At 42.6% G+C, this 20544-nt stretch carries 20 protein-coding genes; 10 read left to right on the top strand and 10 right to left on the bottom strand.

The features are described 5' to 3' along the window. Positions 1-7: 7 nt before the first annotated feature. Entirely contained in the window at positions 8-400 is a 393-nt protein-coding gene (locus tag MKY11_RS02310; protein ID WP_007498112.1) for a RidA family protein, read from the bottom strand. Between the two features lie 343 nt (positions 401-743). Between MKY11_RS02310 and MKY11_RS02305 the strand changes: the two genes are divergently transcribed. The 3 genes from MKY11_RS02305 to MKY11_RS02295 are packed head-to-tail and all read left to right on the top strand — an operon-like array spanning position 744 to position 3022. Continuing rightward, positions 744-1205 (top strand): FMN-binding protein, encoded by a 462-nt coding sequence (locus MKY11_RS02305; RefSeq protein WP_057078487.1) that lies wholly within the window; start codon positions 744-746, stop codon positions 1203-1205. A 15-nt stretch (positions 1206-1220) separates the two neighbouring features. Beyond that, the gene (locus MKY11_RS02300) at positions 1221-2198 is read left to right on the top strand and encodes an FAD:protein FMN transferase (RefSeq protein WP_342501800.1); all 978 of its coding nucleotides are present in this window, start codon (positions 1221-1223) and stop codon (positions 2196-2198) included. Further along, on the top strand, positions 2156-3022 hold the full coding sequence (locus MKY11_RS02295; RefSeq protein WP_342501799.1) for an RnfABCDGE type electron transport complex subunit D: 867 nt from the start codon (positions 2156-2158) through the stop codon (positions 3020-3022). The genes MKY11_RS02300 and MKY11_RS02295 overlap by 43 nt, the downstream gene beginning before the upstream one ends. Positions 3023-3067: 45 nt before the next feature. Here MKY11_RS02295 and MKY11_RS02290 read toward each other — a convergent pair whose 3' ends face one another. The 4 genes from MKY11_RS02290 to MKY11_RS02275 all read right to left on the bottom strand — a co-directional run bounded on the left by MKY11_RS02290 (position 3068) and on the right by MKY11_RS02275 (position 8012). Then, entirely contained in the window at positions 3068-4816 is a 1749-nt protein-coding gene (locus tag MKY11_RS02290; protein ID WP_342501798.1) for a cache domain-containing protein, read from the bottom strand. 100 nt (positions 4817-4916) lie between these two features. Beyond that, entirely contained in the window at positions 4917-6038 is a 1122-nt protein-coding gene (locus MKY11_RS02285; protein ID WP_024720207.1) for a mannitol-1-phosphate 5-dehydrogenase, read from the bottom strand. Between the two features lies 1 nt (position 6039). Beyond that, positions 6040-6474, bottom strand: a complete 435-nt coding sequence (locus MKY11_RS02280; RefSeq protein ID WP_019743148.1) for a PTS sugar transporter subunit IIA — start codon at positions 6472-6474, stop codon at positions 6040-6042. 95 nt (positions 6475-6569) lie between these two features. After that, complete coding sequence (locus tag MKY11_RS02275) at positions 6570-8012, bottom strand: PTS mannitol transporter subunit IICB (protein ID WP_342501797.1); 1443 nt, start codon at positions 8010-8012, stop codon at positions 6570-6572. Between the two features lie 505 nt (positions 8013-8517). Between MKY11_RS02275 and MKY11_RS02270 the strand changes: the two genes are divergently transcribed. From MKY11_RS02270 to MKY11_RS02260, 3 genes are all read left to right on the top strand, one after another. Further along, the gene (locus MKY11_RS02270; protein ID WP_327872036.1) at positions 8518-10152 is read left to right on the top strand and encodes a copper resistance protein CopC; all 1635 of its coding nucleotides are present in this window, start codon (positions 8518-8520) and stop codon (positions 10150-10152) included. Between the two features lie 16 nt (positions 10153-10168). Then, complete coding sequence (locus tag MKY11_RS02265; RefSeq protein WP_342501796.1) at positions 10169-10783, top strand: DUF1775 domain-containing protein; 615 nt, start codon at positions 10169-10171, stop codon at positions 10781-10783. Between the two features lie 130 nt (positions 10784-10913). Continuing rightward, positions 10914-11510, top strand: coding sequence for an NAD(P)H-dependent oxidoreductase (locus tag MKY11_RS02260; RefSeq protein WP_216896144.1), 597 nt, complete (start codon positions 10914-10916; stop codon positions 11508-11510). Positions 11511-11555: 45 nt separating this feature from the next. On the opposite strand, the gene MKY11_RS02255 is transcribed toward MKY11_RS02260, so the two are convergent. From MKY11_RS02255 to gabT, 3 genes are read right to left on the bottom strand one after another with little or no spacing between them, the layout of a single operon-like run. Beyond that, a complete protein-coding gene (locus tag MKY11_RS02255; RefSeq protein ID WP_047946157.1) occupies positions 11556-12950 on the bottom strand; it encodes an NAD-dependent succinate-semialdehyde dehydrogenase in 1395 nt (464 codons plus the stop codon). After that, positions 12925-14313: an APC family permease gene (locus MKY11_RS02250; RefSeq protein WP_342501795.1), complete on the bottom strand. Its 1389-nt coding sequence runs from the start codon at positions 14311-14313 to the stop codon at positions 12925-12927. Before MKY11_RS02250 ends, MKY11_RS02255 begins: the two co-directional genes overlap by 26 nt. A 21-nt stretch (positions 14314-14334) precedes the next feature. Further along, on the bottom strand, positions 14335-15651 hold the full coding sequence (gene gabT / locus MKY11_RS02245) for a 4-aminobutyrate--2-oxoglutarate transaminase (RefSeq protein WP_039166217.1): 1317 nt from the start codon (positions 15649-15651) through the stop codon (positions 14335-14337). Positions 15652-15759: 108 nt separating this feature from the next. Between gabT and MKY11_RS02240 the strand changes: the two genes are divergently transcribed. Further along, complete coding sequence (locus MKY11_RS02240; RefSeq protein ID WP_342501794.1) at positions 15760-17184, top strand: PLP-dependent aminotransferase family protein; 1425 nt, start codon at positions 15760-15762, stop codon at positions 17182-17184. Between the two features lie 66 nt (positions 17185-17250). On the opposite strand, the gene MKY11_RS02235 is transcribed toward MKY11_RS02240, so the two are convergent. Beyond that, a complete protein-coding gene (locus MKY11_RS02235) occupies positions 17251-17982 on the bottom strand; it encodes a LysR family transcriptional regulator (protein ID WP_342501793.1) in 732 nt (243 codons plus the stop codon). A 99-nt stretch (positions 17983-18081) separates the two neighbouring features. On the opposite strand from MKY11_RS02235, the gene MKY11_RS02230 reads away from it, so the two are divergent. Continuing rightward, positions 18082-18633 carry a DUF4865 family protein gene (locus tag MKY11_RS02230; protein WP_024720198.1) on the top strand — a complete coding sequence of 184 codons (552 nt, stop codon included), beginning with the start codon at positions 18082-18084 and terminating at the stop codon, positions 18631-18633. Between the two features lie 81 nt (positions 18634-18714). Here MKY11_RS02230 and MKY11_RS02225 read toward each other — a convergent pair whose 3' ends face one another. Beyond that, positions 18715-19026: a metalloregulator ArsR/SmtB family transcription factor gene (locus MKY11_RS02225; protein ID WP_007498144.1), complete on the bottom strand. Its 312-nt coding sequence runs from the start codon at positions 19024-19026 to the stop codon at positions 18715-18717. A 123-nt stretch (positions 19027-19149) separates the two neighbouring features. Here MKY11_RS02225 and MKY11_RS02220 point away from each other — a divergent pair, with 123 nt between their 5' ends. Together MKY11_RS02220 and MKY11_RS02215 are read left to right on the top strand one after the other, a co-directional pair. Beyond that, on the top strand, positions 19150-19524 hold the full coding sequence (locus MKY11_RS02220) for a hypothetical protein (RefSeq protein WP_251185567.1): 375 nt from the start codon (positions 19150-19152) through the stop codon (positions 19522-19524). Positions 19525-19662: 138 nt separating this feature from the next. Further along, positions 19663-20529 carry a TetR/AcrR family transcriptional regulator gene (locus tag MKY11_RS02215; protein WP_008347242.1) on the top strand — a complete coding sequence of 289 codons (867 nt, stop codon included), beginning with the start codon at positions 19663-19665 and terminating at the stop codon, positions 20527-20529. Positions 20530-20544: the final 15 nt, after the last annotated feature.

Below are 20544 nucleotides of genomic sequence, written 5' to 3'. Positions count from 1 at the left end.
TTTTTGATTAAATATCGGCACACCATAGCTCTATTTCGATTTTCAGCTCTGGCCACCCTAATGCAGTCACATAGGCAACGGTCATTGATGGATATGCCGTTTTGAAGATTGCATCCCACTGTGGGTATAGATGATCCCAATCAATTTCTTCTGTTGCCCAAATATTGACTTTGATGACGTGTTCTTCATTCAACCCTTCTGATGCAAGGATTCTCTTTATATTTTCAAACGTATTGGTGACTTGGTCGTTTAAGCTTGATGGGATCTGTCCATCCGCTCCTGTCCCTACTTGACCTGATGTCACAAATAACCCCGCACCCTTTGGCACCCTTGTGATATGACTGTAGTTGCCAACGGGTTTCGGCATACTTTCTGGGTTTTTTCTCGTGATTTTCTCCATGTAAATCCCTCACTCACTATGATTTTTCTGCGTGTTTTTCTTCCTGTAGACAGACTTCACCAATTTTTGTCTATCCTAAAAGAAAACAGCAGTGGAGTATCCGTAGCCACAAGGTAAGAACATCAATATTTTCTTTTTCATGGACGAAACACTCCTTTTTGATTGCGTGAGCAAGGTTTAAATTCATTTCATCCTACCTGATAAATGAACTACAGTCAAAAATAAACGATAACGTGTAATATCTTGATTCTTATTGCCTATTATCTAAAATCGTTCTTTTCTTGTTCATGGTTTGTTCAAATTTCTTCTATATAGTAGATCGTAATAGGAGGTAGGATACATCATGGCAAAAATAAATAAGAAAATGATTAGTCTTTGCACCGCAGCTATCAGCAGCTTATACATCACTGGTTATGCAACTACCCATCACGCGCAAGCCGTTCAAACAGCACAATCAAATACACAAACAGACGCTTCTAATAATACATCTCTCACATCAGATACTACCGCCACTCAAACAGAAGATACCACTTCAGAAACTGAACTCACGGATGGTACTTTCTCTGGTACTGGATCAAATGAGATTGGCTCTATCAGTGTATCTGTTACCATCAAACAAGGAAATATCACTTCTGTCGAGATTACGAGTGATAACACTAGATACGGACAAAGCTCCATTTCCTCATTACCCAATGAAGTGGTCATCAGACAAAGTGCTGATGTAGATACGGTGAGCGGCGCAACATTAAGTACTCAGGATTTTGAAACAGCCGTTGCTCAGGCTTTAGAGCAGGCAAAGGCATAGAGAGGAGACACCATGATGAAATGGTTAGGACAACAAAAACTCATTACTTTTCAAAAATCCATGCTGGCTATGGGAACTGTTATCAATATTCAAGTGGTTGCCTATGAAGAAGATCGACGGGCTGTTTTAGAAGACATCAACCGTGCCTTTTCCATTTTTTACGATATCGAGCATCGTTTTAGCCGTTTCCGCTCTGATTCTGAAGTCATGAAGTTAGCCAATCGTTCAAAGCAAGAGGTATTAGTCAGTGAAATGCTTTTCGATTTAACAGCCTATGCGCTAGAGTTAGCTGAATTAACAAATGGAAAGTATGATCCAACCATCGGAAAAATCATGGAACAAAAAGGATTCGATCGTTTATATACGACAGGACAAACTTTTTCATCACATGACGTTCCACATGCAGCCGTTCATTATCGTGACGTCCAGTTAAACGAGAAGAATCGGACGATCCATTTGAACAAACCGCTGATTTTGGATTTCGGTTCTATTGCAAAGGGATTTGCGTGCGATCTTGCCGCAAAAGAGCTTGAAGCATGGGAAGGCTTTATGATAAATGCTGGTGGGGATGTGTTGGTATCTGGATTTAACGAACAACAAGAAGAGTGGACAATTGGGATTCGGCATCCCATTCACAAACAGACCAACATCTCGGTCATTCAAACCACAAATTGTGCGATTTGTACATCTGGAAGCTATGAACGGATCAGTCGTTATGATCCTCATACGCACCATTTGATACACCCTCAAACGAAACAGTCTGAACAAAGTTTGTTAAGCTGTACCGTCATTGCACCACTCGGTATGCTCGCCGATAGTCTATCCACAGCTGCTTTTTTATTAGGTCGAGAAGAGGGTTATTCATTTTTAGCCGAACATGAAATACCTGCCGTGATGGTAGATCAAACCGCTGATATGATCGTAACACCGGAGATGAAGGAGGTTCACTCATGGAATCACAACCAGCACCTATCACAAACCAAACATTTTTGAAACCATCACCCTCACTAAAAGCCTACATTCGGACACCAAAACGGTATGTCATCGCCATTCTTTTGGTCCTTTTAGCCGCCGGGAGTCTGCACGCTGGTTTTCTTAGTGGTCTCGCTACAGTTGCTACCAGCATCGGGACAGCACTAATTCTTGACTCTTTCATCTCAAGAGTGATTTGGAAAAACAATAAATACACAGTCCCTGATGGAGCTCTGCTCACAGGGCTGATTATTGGCATTGTTCTAAGTCCAGCTACTTCTTTTGCTGTTTCTGTTTTCACAGCCGCAGCAGCCATTTTATCTAAGCATGTCATCACTTATCAAAAGAAACCAATTTTGAATCCAGCTGCGTTTGGTTTATGGCTCTCAGTCATTTTATTTTCTTCCAATCAAAGCTGGTGGGGCGGTATGTCTCTTCTACCTTGGTGGACCCTATTCCTTGTGGTGATCGGCGGTTATTTGGTGACCAACCGCGTACAAAAATTCCCGCAAGTTTTCGCCTTTCTAGCAGCATACGGCCTGATCCACCTCATATTGGGATTCATTGGCTTAACGGATGCTTCATCTGCTTTTATTACACCCTACTTAAATGCTGTCTTGTTTCTTGCGTTCTTTATGTTGACTGATCCACCTACTTCACCAGCAAAGAATCGTGATCAAATCATCTTTGGTATCATCTGTGCTGTCGTTTCGTGTGTGGACTTCTATTTATTTAACAGCTTATCTTACTTACTCACAGGGCTTTTATGTGCCAATGCCTGGAAAGCCTATCGAACGTACCAAACAAATCAAAAGCGACGGGTAATACGGACGAAAATCGTCTAAATAAAAAAACGGACATCGACTTCTCGACGTCCGTTTGACCATACCTTATAAACGATAACGTGCAATATCTTGATTCAATCGCATGCTTAGCTCATTGAGCCTTTCTGCTGCCTTCGCCACATTGGAGATGGCGGTGACTTGTTCGTCTGTAGATGCAGTGATTTCTTCAATCGCTGCGGCATTTTCTTGAGAAATATGGGCTGCACCATGCATCGCTTTTGTGATGAGGTCGTTTTGTTCCAGTAATGTGTTCAGCTCTTTTGCCATCGCATTTGTTTCAACGATGGTTTGTGAAATCGATGTAGAGATGGAATTGAATTCTTGTTCTGTTGCGTGAACCGCTTCATCAAGCTCGGCAAAACGATCCATTGTTTTGGACATCATGCCAGCTGTAGCCGTCGTTTCTTCTTTAATGCCTTGAATCATCTGCTGGATTTGAACGGCTGATTGCTTTGTCTGTTCAGCTAAATTCCGCACTTCACTCGCCACAACCGAGAATCCTTTGCCATGCTCTCCTGCACGAGCTGCTTCAATGCTCGCATTCAGGGCCAGTAAGTTCGTTTCATTTGAAATGCTTTCAATGGTATCTGTGATTTGAGAAATATCTTGTACTTTTGTACTTAACTGCTCAATCCCTGATCGAATGCCTTGAGATGCCTGAATGGATTGCTCATTTGATTGTTTTAATTGCTGGACAATTTGCTGACCCTGCTCGGAAGATTGGTTCGACTGGTCTGAAATTCGTTTGATCTGGTCGCTTTGTTCTTTGACGTTTTCAATGGATTGATTGAACTGAGTCATTTGTTGATTGGCTACCTCAAGGTCTGATGCTTGATGAAGTGTCCCAGTTGAGATATCCCCAATCGCTCGGCCAATTTCTTCACTGCTAGCGGATGTTTCTTCAGAGATGGCGGATAGATCTGTCGCAGATTCGACGAGCTGGCTGCTCGTTTCCTGCAAACCGCTCACAAGTGCTCTAAGCTCTCCTGACATATGATTAAAGCCTTTTGCCAACTGCCCAATTTCATCCGAGGTTTCTTTTAAGCTGGTGCGTTCAATATTGCCCGCCGCAATTTCTTTTGAAGCAGCCGTAACTTGCTTGAGCAGTCTCACTTTTCCTCGGGCTGCCAAATAAAAGACACCCATACTTAAAAGAGCGACACCTGCTGTAATGAGAATAATATAGAGCTTCATCTGCTCTAGTTCTTTATAAAATTCATCCTGAAATACGGCGATTCCTATACTCCAATTCCACGGTGTAAACTGGTTCATATAAGCGAGTTTTTGCTTTTCTTCCCCCGTGGCATCGTCTTTATCCATATAGGTGATATAGTGTGCATCCTCGCCTTTTGCTGTAGCGCCAGCGACCATTTTTTGACGATTTGTCGTGTTATCTGGGATGACACCGATGTCGTTAACCGGATGAACCTGTGATGAATAATCGGCTCCATATGCGACAAGGTAGCCTTTATTTTTATAGATAAAATCTGATTTTTGAAATTGATACCCTTTGCCGTTGTCATTTTTAGGCCCGCTCAAGTAAATACGGGCTTGTTCCTGCGCCTGTTCAAGCGTCAGTTCTTTGTTCTCCACACGGTCGTTCAATTGTTCAAGAGTGGCCATCGCTCCATTTACGATGTGTTTTAAATCTGCTTTCCCTGCATCAATTAAGACATTTTTCGCTAAAAAATACCCCGTTGTTCCTACAAGTCCGCCTGTTAAAATTGTAATAACGATAATGGCTGACATCAATTGAAAAAAGACACTTCTTGAAGCAAACGCTTTCTTTTTCATGTTCTAATTCCCCCTTACTACATATATCGTCTCATGCAGGGGAAAGTATTAAAAAAGTCATAGAAAAAAATCCCTTTCACGTTAGAAAGGGATTTTTTGATTATCGCTCGGTTTCTTTGAGGATGGCTTGATAGAGATCGTCTTCAGGTTTGAGTCCACATACCTCTTGAAGCACACCTTCAATTCCTTTTTCTTTCCTTAATGCCTGCAAGCGAACCGCTTCTTCGTCTTCTGCAAAGTCGTAAGCCAAAGCAGCAGCGATCCCTTTGATTAAGTACACTGGCTGCTTGATCTTTTTCGCTGGACCGATTAAACGGTCATCTGCTCCCAGCTTTCTAAGAGGAGAGCGTGCGACACGAGTCACTTCATCGGAAATAAACGCATTTTCAAATCGCTTGATGATTTTTTGAATATACGCATCATGTTCTTCTTTTCGGAAGCCATACGCGTCAATTAAATAACTGCCCGTTTCATGAAGGGCACCTTCGACAACTTGACGAATGTCTGGTGTATCAACAGCTTCTTTAATGGTTTTTACGCCTTGCTGATACCCGACATAAGCCGCTAGTGCATGTCCTGTATTGACGGTGAAAAGCTTCCGTTCAATATACGGCGTCAAATCTTGGACAAAGGTCGCTCCGTCAATTTGCGGAACATCTCCAATAAAGCCCGTCTCATCAATGACCCACTCGAAAAATGGTTCAACTGACACTTTGAGAATGTCCTCATGGTGCTGAATCGGAACAATGCGATCAACCGCAGCGTTTGGAAAACCCACGGTTTGTGATATCGCTGCTTGCTCATCTACTGTTAAATGAGAGAACACCGCTTCTTTTAAATGAGCACTTCCCCCAATCATATTTTCACATGCCACGATGTTGATGATATGGTCAGGCTTTTTTTGTTTTAATCCTTCAGCAATCGATGAGGCAATGATCTTCAATACGGCTGGTCCAACAGCTGTTGTAATCAAATTGGCTGTGGCAACGGCCTCTGTTAATGCTGCTGGATTTTGCGAAGAATTGATCGCTGATACGGGCCCGACTACTTCTTGCTTCTGCCCTGGCGCTGCGAGTTCAACCGTGTATTCTCCTCTTTCATTCAGCTCATTGATGACCGCTTCATTCACATCGGTAAAGACAAGCTCAAAGCCTGATGTCTTTAACAAAGAACCGATAAACCCTCTGCCAATATTCCCTGCTCCAAAATGAAGTGCCTTCATGTTAGTTCACCTCGTTAAAGATGGCGATCAGTTCATCCTGATCCTTTGCATGAATGATCCGTTCTACATTTTCTTCTTCTGAACAGACAATCGCAATTTGAGACAGAATATCAAGATGCTCGTTGTTTTTCCCAGCGATCCCAAAGACGACTTTCGCCACATTTCCTTCACCATATTCAACACCATCTGGAATTTGGATAATCGAAATCCCTGAATGAAGGACTGCCGCTTTCGCATCCTCTGTTCCATGAGGGATTGCAATGCCGTTCCCCATAAATGTAGAAGAGATCTCTTCTCTTTCAAACATTTTGTCGACATAATCACTTGTGACATAGCCGTTTGCTACGAGGACTTCGCCTGCTTTTTTGATGGCCTCTTCTTTAGAACCTGCTTGTTCGTTTAGAAAGATATTGTCTTTAGAAAGTACTTGTTTCATACATGATCACACACCTTTTTTAGAATAAAAATCAGGAAAACAACCAAAACGGGGAGTTCAATTAGGAAAAATTGGACTCAACCCGTTTCGTCATGTTATTTTTTCAATTTCTCAATCAGCTCATCATATTTCGGGCTGTTTAAGAAATTATCCACTGAGATATGCACAGCGCCTGGCAGCTTTGCCTTGGCTCTGTCTGTTAAATCTTTATGAGTAAAGACCACATCCGCATCGTCTGGGATGTTGCTGATAGAAGTGTTTGTCACATCGATATCAAGCTCTGCCTTTTTCACTTTGTTTTTCAGAATGGACGCACCCATTGCACTTGAACCCATCCCTGCATCGCAGGCAAAGATGATTTTGTTCACGTCATCTGGATTGACATCACTTGGAGATGCTGCTTGCTCGTTTGCTTGAGCGTCTTCTTTTTGTGCCGTAAGAGCAGCGGCTGCTGCACTTTTCTTGCCTTTCATGTCCTGCATCTTTTCTGTTGCTGCTGTTAAATCTTCGTCAACTTCTTTAGATGCTTTCAAAATGACCGATGCGACAAGGAACGATACGATAGCTGCTACGACAACACCTGCTAAAACGGCAAGGTGACCGCCTTTTGGAGACATCAGCATAAGCGCAATAATACTTCCTGGTGACGGCACAGCTTTTAATCCTGCATTTAATAATGTGAACGTCAGGACACCACTTGCTCCCCCTGCAATGACAGCCAAAATAAGTTTTGGTTTCATTAAGATGTACGGGAAGTAAATTTCATGGATTCCTCCTAAGAACTGAATGACAATGGCACCTGGTGCAGACTGTTTCGCATTTCCTTTTCCAAAGAACATATACGCAAGAAGAACCCCTAAGCCTGGCCCTGGGTTTGTTTCAAGCAAGAACAGAACAGATTGCCCTGTCTTCGCTGCTTGCTCGACCCCTAACGGACCTAAAATACCTTGGTTAATCGCGTTGTTTAAGAATAATACTTTTGCAGGTTCAATGAAGATACTTGCCAGCGGTAGTAAATGAGCATTGACAATGATATCTACACCTGCCGCAAGGGCTTTATTCAGACCTAGTACCACTGGGCCGATGGCATAGAATGCAATGGCAACAAGAATGGAACCGAGGATACCTGCCGTAAAGTTATTCACAAGCATTTCAAAGCCAGATTTGATTCGGTCTTTGAACAGCTGGTCGATTTTCTTAATAAGATAACCGCCCAGCGGCCCCATGATCATGGCACCTAAAAACATTGGAATGTCTGAGCCAACAATGACCCCAATCGTAGCCGTAGCACCGAGCACTCCGCCTCGATGGTCATAGACGAGTTTACCGCCTGTGTAACCAATTAAGAGCGGCAGTAAGTAGTTAATCATCGGTCCAACGAGTGTAGCTAATTGCTCATTCGGAAGATAACCACTTGGAATGAACAAAGCTGTAATCAGTCCCCATGCAATAAATGCACCAATATTCGGCATAATCATGCCGCTTAAATAGCTTCCAAAGCGCTGTACTTTCACGCGGAATCCGCTTTTTTCCTGCATCTGTGAAAACCCCTTTCTTCTCTCCCTTTATTTCGGGCTTTATAGGTCAAAAGATATAAGAACAAGAGTCAGTGAAGCCCTTATACCTATCGTAAAACGCTTTCACTTTCCCTTCAATTGAAACTAAATGTCACTTTGTCACTTAGTGTGTGACAAAATTGAAAAATAATGTGACACCTCTCGGCATACCATAGATGATAGCGGGGTAAAAGTTAAATCTACTGTTGTTTTGGCGCAAAATTCATTGGAATTTCACAACTTTCAAATGGTCACTTCTTGTTTCCTCTACTTAAATCGAATAGGCTTATATTGATCAAACATTCAAGAAACGTCTGCGCAGACAAGACATGACACAGAAAAAGTGAACCATCTTGCTATCTGTTTCGTTTACCTTTTAGAGTGGGCGGTACAATAGAAAGAGCGGTTTTTCTGTGACTCACAGTTTACTGCCGCTTTCTTTCTGATACATGAGACATTTTCATAGGTAGAAAGGCGGTTATTCACATTGTTGAAATATAGTAAGTGGCTTTTGCTGCTCATCTTCATGTTCTCCTTCTTCATGCCAAAAGAGGCATTTGCTCATGCATATGTGGTGAGCTCAAATCCAGTGGCAAATGAAGAGCTGGATCAGCAGCCTCCTGCAGTCTCGATCACATTTAGTGAAGGAATCGAAAGTGGATTTCATGCCATTAAGGTGTTCAATGCAAAAGGGGATCGTGTAGATCAAGGAGATACGGTCATCAAAGAGCAAAAGATCATGGAAGCAGCTTTAAAAAAGAATTTACCTAAAGGAATTTACACCATTCAATGGAATGCGGTATCAGCCGATGGACACTCTGTGTCTGGCATGATTCCTTTTAGTATCGGAAAAGCGGATGGAGGATTTGATCAATTAGATCAAGGACAGTCGAGTGAATCCATCGATATGGCTTCAACCATTGACAAAGCCTTTCTGTATACGTCATTTAGCTTATTTCTTGGAACCATTTTATTTGGGCTTCTATGGTTTAAAGCGGCCATAACCGACGTTTTAGCCCGGCGAATGAAGCGACTCTTAACTGTTTCATTGATCATGATGGGCGGAGCACTCTTGTTCCAGCTGCCGATTCAAACTAAATCAGCGGCAGACGTGTCCTTTTTAGGGGCATTTCAACCATCTCTTTTACAAGAAACCATTGCGTCGACTTCAGGCGGGAGTCTGTGGATGATGCTAATGGCGTCATTTGTTCTACTGACGATCTGGACAATTGTGGCGATGAAAAAAGGAAACTTCACTTCCTTCCGGGTATGGCTGTTTCCACTGCTCATTTTCATCGTGCTCCTTTGGCTGAAAGCACAAATCGGTCATCCAGCCGCAACAGATAATAAAATACTGACAACGTCACTTGACTTCATTCATCTCATTTCTGCATCCATTTGGGTCGGCGGCTTAACAGCCATTGTCCTTCTTTTGATGAAGAAACTACCGAATGAAGATCAGCCGCTCATACGCAGCACCCTGACAGCTTTTCATCCGTGGGCACTGCTCTCGGTTGGACTGATTGTGTTTTCTGGGTTTGTGAATGCGATTTTTATTCTGCAATCATTTGATGCCCTTTTCCAATCAGCTTATGGACGCACCTTCTTAATCAAACTTGGTTTATTTATCATCATGGGTCTTCTTGGGCTCGTCCATTATTTGATGCTGAGATGGGAAAAGAAGCAGAAACGAAACGTATCTTTACGAGCAGAGTGGATCATTGGGATCGCTATTTTACTATTAACAGCCGTATTCACCAATATCCCAAGTCCTCCGCCACCTGCACCAGAGCCATTCTTTGCAGCCAATCAGGTGGAGCATCGTGACCTTGTGTCTTTGAGCATTACCCCGAATGCTCCTGGTAAAAACACGTTCGAGGTGGCATTTACGAAGAAGGATGGACAAACGATCACAGACATTCAATCTGTGACAGCTAAGATCCACAAAGTCTCCTTGTTCGGTGATGAAACGCCTAACGAATTTCAGCTGAAACGATTAAAGAATGGACACTTCTCGGCTGAAAACCTCTTACTAAATGAAAAAGGCACTTGGAAAATTAACATTCATGCGTTAACTGGTTCTTTTGACAACATCGATACGACATTCATTAGAAGAAACTAAAAGGAGTTTATATGATATGAAAAAATACGTTAAAGCTTTATTACCAATGCTTCTCGCTTCATTTTTACTGGCGATTCCTGTGAGTGCACACGTGACAGTCAAACCTGATACATCTGCGACAAATGCTTGGGAAACCTATACGTTAAAAGTACCTTCTGAAAGCGACAGTCCGACAACAAAGGTTGTCATCACGATGCCTAAAGGCGTAGAATTCCAGCAATACGAGCCAGTGCCTGGCTGGAAAACAACAACTGAAGAGAAAAACGGAAAAGTCACAAGAGTCACTTGGGAAGCAACTGGCGATGGTGTCCTTGCTGGGCAGTTCCAGCAATTCGTGTTTGTCGCAAAAAACCCTGAAAAAGCCGGCGAAGCGGCATGGGATGCGTATCAATATTATAAGGATGGAACAGTAGTTGAATGGACTGGCGACAAGGACGCTGATAAGCCTCATTCGATCACAAATATTGTTGCGTCTAATACCGTAACGGATTCACATGGGCAAGAAAAACCAAAAGAAGAAAAGGCATCTGAAACAGCCTCTGCTTCTTCTTCACCACTTGTTCTTGGTCTGTCCATTGTAGCCTTAGTTGTGGCATTGATTGCACTTGGGCTTGCTTTTAGAAAGAAATAAACCTTACATGAGCGATCGTTTTTTCAAGCGGTCGCTTTTTATTTTCCCAACCTATCATTTCCAATATAGGATTGAATAGGATACTCGTGCATGCCATAATGAGACACATGACCACCTAGGAGGCTATGAGATGAACCATCTAATCATATTTGCTCATCCCCAGCAAAGCTTAAATCAAACCCTATTAGATCTTGTTGTAAGCACTCTTTTGAACAATGGTCATGATGTGACAGTTCGTGATGTGTATGCCATTGGCTTTCCGCCAGAGCTGACAACAGCAGAAAAGGCTGCCATGAAAAATGGGCATGTGCCGGTACCGGTTCAAAGAGAGCAGAAGCTGATTCAGCAAGCCGATGTCCTCACATTTATCTTTCCAATATGGTGGACAGGCTTGCCGGCGATGCTAAAGGGTTATGTAGAGCGCGTTTTTTCAGAGGGGTTTGCGTATGAGATCAATGAAAACGGAGTGGTGAAAAATCTGCTTCGAGACAAAAAAGGGGTCATTATTAATACGCATGATGCACCGAGGACCTTTCTTGATTCAAATATGATCATCACCCCCAGCCATCAGATGACGACAGATACAGCCGCCTTCGATCTGATCGGCGTTGAGCCAGTCGAACGGCTCTTGTTCAGCAGCATGGAACAAGCATCTGCAGACGACATCCACGAGATTCTCAAAGAAACAAAAGAAACGGTGGATCAACTTTTCCCACCGGCTGTTTAACATAAAAAAGACTGCCGAGACTTCTCGGACAGTCTTTTTCACATGTTATTCATCTAAACCAATTGACACATACTTCGTTTCTAAATAAGGTTCGATGCCTTCGATGCCGCCTTCACGGCCAATACCGCTCTCTTTCATACCGCCGAAAGGTGCCTGCACAGCGGATGGTCCCCCGTCATTCCAGCCAATAATCCCGTAATCTAGATTCTCAGATATATAGAGGCCATTGCGGTAATTCTCTGTAAAGAAATAAGCCGCAAGTCCAAAAGGTGTATCGTTCGCTAATTCAATGGCTTCATCTAATGTGCTAAATGTCGTAATTGGTGCAACTGGACCAAACGTCTCTTCATGCATAATGTTCATTGAAGGGTCGACATGAGTTAGCACCGTCGGCTGAACAAAATAATACGACTTCTCCTCGTCAAAATGTGTATCGCCGCCGACAAGAACTTTCGCCCCTTTATCCACGGCATCTTGAATTTGGTCGACAATTTTATCGAAGCCTCGCTTATTGATAATCGGTCCGATGGACGTGCCTTCTTCAAACCCATTTCCTACTTTCAGCTTTTCCACTTCTTTGCTGAAGCTTTGCGCAAATGCTTCATGAATTTCTTCATGGACGATTAAGCGATTGGCACAAACACACGTCTGGCCTGCATTACGGAATTTAGATGCCACTGCTTGTTTCACAGCCAATTCAAGGTTGGCGTCCTTATCTACGATCAGCGGGGCATGACCGCCAAGTTCCATAGAAACGTGCTTCACTGTGCTCGCACTGTTTTTGATGAGATGTTTTCCAACTGGTGTTGAACCAGTAAACGTGATCTTGCGGATCAATGGACTATCTGTGAAAATTTCCCCCACTTCTTTTCCATCTCCAATCACCCATTGCAAGGCTTCCTCTGGAATTCCGGCTTCATGGCCTAATTTCACAAGCTCAATGGCCGTAAGCGGCGTGTCTTCAGCAGGTTTTACGATAAACGTACAGCCCGCCGCAAGCGCTGGTGCCGCCTTCCTTGTAATCATCGCCGCAGGGAAATTCCATGGTGTAATGGCGGCAACAGGACCGACTGGCTGTTTTGTGACAAATAGGCGTTTGTTTGTCGTATGAGACGGGATCGTTCTGCCGTAAATCCGCTTTGCTTCCTCTGCGTACCACTCAATATATCCAGCGGCATAGACAATTTCTCCTAATGCTTCTTGATACGGCTTCCCGTTTTCTTCTGTGATGATTTTTGCAAGTCTTTCTTTATGCTCGATCATGAGATCAAACCATTTGCGAATGATATTTGCACGTTCATGGGCTGACGTTTTTGCCCATGTTTTGAATGCTTTGTGTGAGCGAGTGATCGCATCTTCAATCTGTTCTTTTGTATGCTGAGCAACTGAGGCAATTTCTTCTCCGGTTGCAGGATTATACACTTTGAGTTCGTTTGTCATGCTCTATCTTCTCCTTCGTTCTTGGATTCATTACATATAGTATATACCCAATGAGTGCCCAACCTAAAAGCAAAATCCATTCAGCTGGCCATGACAAGGAAGCCGGCATCCCTGGAAAATAAAATGAAAGAAAAAGGAGACTGAGTCCAATGGCAAAAACGCCGGTCGTCCGCCAATATTTAATGCGGTATGGACGCTCAAGCTCAGGTTCTGTCTTGCGAAGTCTCATAAAGGCAATGGACACAATCAAATACCCAACGATAATGCCCACACCCCCTGCATTGACAATCCACACGAGGGCAGGTCGGCCTAGTAATGGTGCAAAAAAGGCCAATGCACCTAAGAACAAAATGGCATTTGTCGGAGTTTTATACCTCGGATGAATATACGCAAACCATTTGGAAATCATGCCTCTTTCCGCCATTGCGTAGAGGATACGGCTTGCACCAATAATAAATGCATTCCAGCTCGTCACAATGCCTGCTACACCGCCAATGACAAGCACAGTCCCAAACGCCTGATGACCAAGAAGCTGTACCATGGCATCTGCTGTTGCTAGTGATGAAGCCTCAAGCTGACCTTTTGACAATCCTGCCGCTACTCCAAAGACAATGAGCAGATAAAATACAACCGCACTCACAATGGAGATAATCAAAATTCTCCCGATGATTTTCTTCGGTGCGTTAATCTCCGCCGCTACCTGCGGGATGACATCAAACCCAACGAATAAAAAGGGAATCATCACTAACACAGCCATCAGACCGCCAACCCCGCCTTGAAACATCGGCTCAAGGTTTGCAAAATCTCCATTAAATGTAGCTCCGCCTAATAGAAGAAAACCTGTCAGGATAATGGCCACTGTGAACACCGATTGAAAAATAGCAGCAGGCTTTGCGCCAATGTAGTTGAGAGCTGTTAAAAACAGCGCACCGCCAGATCCAATCAATACCCATGTAAAGTAAACATCCCATCCTCCTATATTCCATAGGAAACCAACATGCTGTGTTGGAATGACATAGTCAATGACTGTCGGAAGTGCGACCGCTTCAAACGTAATCACGGACACATAACCGAACAATACGCCCCATGCGGAGACAAACGCTGATTTGATCCCAAATGCCCGCTGGACAAAGACGAGTCCTCCGCCTGTTTCTGGAATTGCAGAGGAAAGCTCTGCATACGTTAGTCCAATAAAGATGACGAGAATGCCCCCTATGACAAAGGCAATCACACTTCCTAAAAATCCAGCTGTTAAAATCCAATCTCCCGAAAGTACAACCCAGCCCCAGCCAAGCATTGCACCAATGGATAAAAACAGTACGTCTGACTGCGACATGGTTTTAGCCATTTGTTGTTTTTGCATACAACCATCCCCCTTTGTTGTTTAGCGTGCTGTGAAGGCGTCTTCGATAATCCCTAGTCCTTCTTGCAGCAGCTCATCTGTGATGACAAGTGGTGTTAAAAAGCGAATAATATTCCCATTGATCCCTGCCGTTAATAAGAGTAGTCCGTGCTTGTTTGCATAGGCTGCAATCGCTGCGGCTGTCTTCTTATCTGGTGTACGCGTTTTTTGATCTTCCACAATTTCAATGGCCGCCATTGCCCCTAAACGCCGGACTTCCCCGATGAATGAATACTGACTTCTCCACTCATTCGCTTTGTCCTCAATGACTTGTCCAATGTGTTCAGATCGTTCATTCAGTTGTTCTGTTTCAATAATATCAAGTACAGCCAAAGCCGCCACACAGCCTAATGGACTGCCAGCATACGTCCCCCCTAGCTCCCCTGGGTCCGCTGCATCAAGTAATTCTTTTCTGCCAACGACACCGCTCAGCGGCAGGCCAGCTGCAAGTGATTTTGACACAGTGATTAAGTCTGGCACCACATCGTAGTGTTCAATCGCAAAGTATTTCCCTGTTCTTGCGAATCCTGTTTGGATTTCATCTGCCACGAATACGATGCCATGCTGCTGACAGAATGAAGCGACGTGCTGGACAAAACGCTTCGATGGTACAATGAATCCGCCCTCCCCTTGGACTGGCTCCATCACCACACAAGCGACTGTTTCTGGTGCAACGGTTGCGACAAAGAATTGATTGAACTGATCAATGATGTATTCGTCGTAGGCTGCATCGCTTAATCCTTCAGGTTTTTGATAATAATAAGGATACGGCGCTTGATACACCTCTGACGCAAATGGTCCGAATCCAAATTTATAAGGCTTGACCTTGCTTGTCATGCTCATCGTCATATTCGTTCTTCCGTGGAACCCTCTTGTAAAAGAGACAACCGCTTGTCTTTTCGTATATTTACGGGCAATTTTCACTGCGTTTTCAACTGCTTCTGCACCTGAATTTAAGAAAATGGCTTTTTTGTCGTGGTCGCCTGGTGTGAGGTGGCATAGTTTTTCTGCCAATTCGATATAGGATTCGTACATCATGACATTAAATCCTGGGTGAATCAGGCTATCTGCCTGTGCTTTGACTGCTTCCACAACCTTTGGATGGGAGTGTCCTACATTTAATGTACCGATGGCGCCTGCAAAATCGATAAAACGATTGCCATCAATATCGAAAAGCTCGGCTCCCTTCCCTTTTGCTGCAAGATGACGGTTGCCATTACTTACGCCTCTTGCGACGTATTGATCTCTTTTCCCCTGCCATTCCTCTGTTGAAAAACGGTTTGTTGTCGTTTGACTCATTGTCATCCATCCCCTTTATGTCTTTTTTATTATTCTGAATATTTTTTGGTATGATAGAAAGTACCAATATCATTTTTTTCATGGTACCAGAGAGGATGGAATGACGTGATGCTGACAATTCAACTAGATCAAACAGGGGAAAACGGGTTTATTTATCATCAAATTTACACGAAAATTAAAGAGGAAATTTTAAACCGCAACCTGCAACCACACGATCAATTACCGTCTAAACGAGAGTTAGCAGATACTTTAAACGTCAGCGTCAATTCAGTGAATGGCGCCTATCAGCAGCTGCTTGCCGAGGGATATTTATATTCAGTTGAACGGAAAGGCTTTTTTGTGGAATCACTGGAAACATTTCATGAATCAGATCAACTGAAACCCTCTTCCCTTCCAGCTGATTTAAAAGAGAATCCGATTGAGCGAGATGACTGGTATTCCTTTTCACATATTTCTGTTGATACAGCCAATTTTCCTTTTAAAAGCTGGCTGAAAAGTGAGCAAAAAGCGATTCATCTCCACCAAGAAGCCTTTGGTGAGCTGCCGCACCCACAAGGCGTCTATGAGCTACGGGAAACGATCGCCCGGCTGATTGGACTTGCACGAGGGGTCAAATGCTACCCTGAACAGCTCATTTTAAGTGCGGGTACACAGTCACTCATTCATTCGTTATCTAGCATCCTTCCAGCTGATCAAATATATGGATTAGAAAACCCCGGCTACCGTAGACTGTATCAAATGCTGAAAAACAATCATCACCGGATTGAAACGATTGGCATTGATCGAAAAGGGGTGCGGATGAGCGATATTCAGAAGAAAGAGCCAAATGTGTTGATCATTACGCCTTCTCATCAGTTCCCAACAGGGGTGATCATGCCGATTTCCCGGCGGATACAGCTGTTAAACTGGGCAGCTGATCAGCCAGACCGCTATATCATTGAGGACGATTATGACAGTGAATTTAAGTATGGCACAGACAGCATACCGGCACTGCAGAGCCTTGACCGCTATGACAAAGTCATTTATATGGGGACCTTTTCGAAATCATTGCTGCCCGGCTTGAGGATCAGCTACATGGTGCTGCCGCAGCATTTATTAAGACGCTATAAGGAAGAACAGCACTTTTTTATTCAAACGGCCAATCTTTTTACACAATACACCCTTCTTTATTTTATAAAAGATGGCGCCTATCAGCGGCATATTAAAAGAATGAATGGGCTATATGAGGAAAAACGAAAACAGCTTATTGGAGAGCTTGACACTGTCTTTCGTGACAACGTACGAATTATCGGGGAAAATGCAGGGCTGCATTTTATCGCAGAATTCCGCTCAGATCGCACGCAGCATGAGATTTTACAACGTGCCAAAGAGCGAAAGCTAAAAATGTACGGAATGGACCGTTTCACCCTTGATGAGCATGTACCCGGTCACAAAGAAGGCTTTGTCCCGCTCGTCCTCGGTTTCTCTCATATGCGGCCAGAGGATATTAAGCCAGCGGTGAAACGCCTGTATGACTCGATTTATGGGAAATGAAACAGCTCATGTAGATGAATCGTGGCGCTCCTTTGACGGGACTAAACCCATAGAGGAGTGTTACGATCACATTCTTTCATAAACGTAATAGTTGATGTGAATATTTTTTTCTAGCAATTTCACGAGTGTTTGAAGGCTTTTTAAGTTGGTTGGCAGTAACGCAATACCATCTCCCTGTTCAACGATTTTGATCATTCCTTCAAACGAATCTAACTCAAATAGGGTTCGATCACCCAGCATACGTCTGGCCTCATGTCTTAATGGGCAAAGCTGATCACGATTCACGACCAATGAGATATCATCATCGTATATTTCTTTAGATTTTCCATACACGTTCAATGCCAAGCTCTTTACCTCTTTTAATTGATATTCCGCTTTTTCCATTTGATTAAAAGAAATAATTTGATCATACACATCCTCTGTTAACTTTTTGTTGATCGTACTTGATGAAGCAATGATAAAATCAGTGGCTTGAATATCCTCTAAAACATGCTGCTCGTATAAAACGTTAAATAGAAGCTCAGAGCATAAAACGGTCTTCTTCTTTGAAGTCAATTTTTGTTGAATGGCCTTCGTTTCTTTTAAGATTTTTTGAGCGTACTGATAAAATAAATCCCCCTGTCCTGTTGAACTGATTCCATGATGATGCCGGATAAAAAATGTTGCATCATATAAAGTTTCAAGCGCTTTGATTCTTTGAGAAATATTGGATTGCGCATACCCTAAAGCTTTAGCCGCTTGATTAATCGATTCTTTTTGATACACCTCTATAAAAATAATCAAATCATTTATATTCATCATGATCACCTATCACTTTTTGTGATAACAATAACACAAATATGTATTATTCAACTGGTTTTAAGTCGATTATGATGGCTATTGAAAGGGAGTGTTTCTATGCATGCCATGCAATATCATGTGGATCTGCCTGCGGATTATGATATGAATATCATTAGAAAAAGAGTACGAAACAATGGATGGAAAACAGATGGATATCAGGATTTATTATTTAAAGCTTATTTGATCACTGAAAAAGACAAACATAGGAGTTTACACAATGGCTATTGCCCATTGTATATTTGGAAACAATCTGAGGGGATGACGGATTTTGTGTTTAAGGGGTCATTTGATCATATTTTACGTTCTTTTGGCTGGAAACAAATCAATATTGGCATCACGTATTCCGTTCATTTAACAGATGATTTTCATCGTAGCACATTCGTTCTTGAAGAGTATGTGACGATTCATCCTACTGATTGTCTGGAAAACCTAGATATCGCTCATCTCTTTTCCCATTTTAACGACAATAAGGGTGAAGTCATCGTATATAACCCCGATAAATGGAAATGCGTCAAATATTCTTTTCTAGACTCATTGCCAGTGAATATAGAGAAGCAAATTCACACTTATGAGATTATCCATCTGTCTATGGATCATTCAATGGCCTAATTCCCTTTTACACGAGACGCATCACAAATCCCCAAGGTCACAATGCCTTGGGGATTTGTCATTTATTGATGCAAAATTCTCTTACCACCGCTCCTTGTCTACAGCTAATACGGATGACAAGAGGCCTGGAAAAGCGGTATCAATGTCGTCCTTTCTGAGAGAGTAGTAACGGTGCTTCCCGTCAATTCTCACTTTCACGATGCCTGCTTCTCTTAGTACTTTAAAGTGATGCGACAGTGTGGACTTGGCAATGTTCATATGATACGTACCGCATGTTCTCTCACCCGCTTCTGCTAAGCAGCGGACAATCTCCAGCCGAACAGGGTCAGCCAATGCTTGCAGCACAGAAATGAGTCTCATGTTTTCTTGGGTTGGATGATTTGGATTATTCATACGATAAATGTATCGTATTTTGTTCTAACATACAATCTCGTTACTCGCCTATGACATTGTAACGCGACAACCTTTGGAAACGACTATGACTCATAGACACTATTTTGAAGGGAAGAACCTTATTTGACACGTACAATATGGACTTGCTTATTCATGCTCTTATTGGCAACGAGCTTATGCGCCTGCCAATCTGTTCAGCAATTTGAGTCAAAACCACCTAGTGCAGAAGAGTTATTAGCTCTCGATCCACAGGCAGATTTATTTCAATGGGAAGAAACGATCTATGAAACAAACATAGATTGGACAAAATCATTAAATGTAACAAAACATCAGCAAGTAGGTGTCATTCAGAAAACAGCTGCCACACATTTTGAACATGGAACAGCTTCTCGGTTGAAAAAAGGAACACCTATTTACTCTGTCAAGGAGCGGGAAGATCTTTTGATCATCGAACGTAACGGACAAATCCACATATATGCCGCACATGCGGAAGGATAAAATACCTGTCATCAGATAGGTATTTTTTTAAGTTCATTTTCTTGTCATGTGCCATTGGTTTTGTTATCATAGCAAAAGTGACCACTCGGTTTCCATTGTGACCATATGGTTTTGCCGATTCGGAAAGGACTTATGAAGATGAACGAAAAGCAAGAAGAGATTTTGCGGGTATCGAAGAAATTATTTTCTCAAAAAGGCTATATGAGTGTCTCCATGCAGTCAATTGCTGATGCCTGTAAAATATCAAAAGCGTCTATTTATAAACTGTTTGATTCAAAGGAAGCTCTTCTATTGGAACTGATTAAATACAATCAGCGCAAAATGAGAGAGATTTCTCAGATCATTCATTCCGAAACGACGCTGTCCAAAAAGGAAAAATTCACAAAAAAGATTAAGCTTGAGCTTGAAGAGTTTAAAGAGAATCATAAATTTTTGAATATGCTGTCCTTTGAAGCTTTTTCACAGCATTCGCCCATCGTCATTAAGCATTTACGTGAGACACGCTCCATTATCATGCAGCGACACAGAGACATCATTTTAAGCACATATGGTGAATCTGTTGCGCCTTATGTGTGGGATCTTGTGATTGTCCTCAACGGATTAATGAGAGAATTCATCTTGATGTTGGCGATCGAGCACAAGAACATCCAATTAGAAAATGCCGCCGAAATGATCATCGGTGTGATGGATCGTGTATCAATAAAGCCTTGCTCCATTGAGCCTGTGCTAACAGATCAGCTGATGGACTCTTATTTGCTTTCCACACAGGAAGAATATGATGAAGAAAAGCTTGTCATCTCGTACTTAACAAAAATAAAACAAGAGCTTCACACACTATCAAACGGAGAAGAAAAGGACGATCTCCTCTCTGCGTTTGAACTGCTGAGTCAAGAACTGTCAAAGGACCAACCGAGAACCTTTTTAATCAGCTCATTGCTTGATTATTTAGGCAAACACAGCGTTTTATCTCAAAACGTGTCACAGCTGAAAAGCATTATTTTATAGATAAAGAAGGGATAA

Source organism: Bacillus sp. FSL W7-1085 (genome assembly GCF_038595035.1).
Lineage (GTDB): Bacteria > Bacillota > Bacilli > Bacillales > Bacillaceae > Bacillus > Bacillus altitudinis.
Note: the sequence above shows the minus strand (reverse complement) of the source record. Positions and strands in the feature narration are given on the sequence as shown.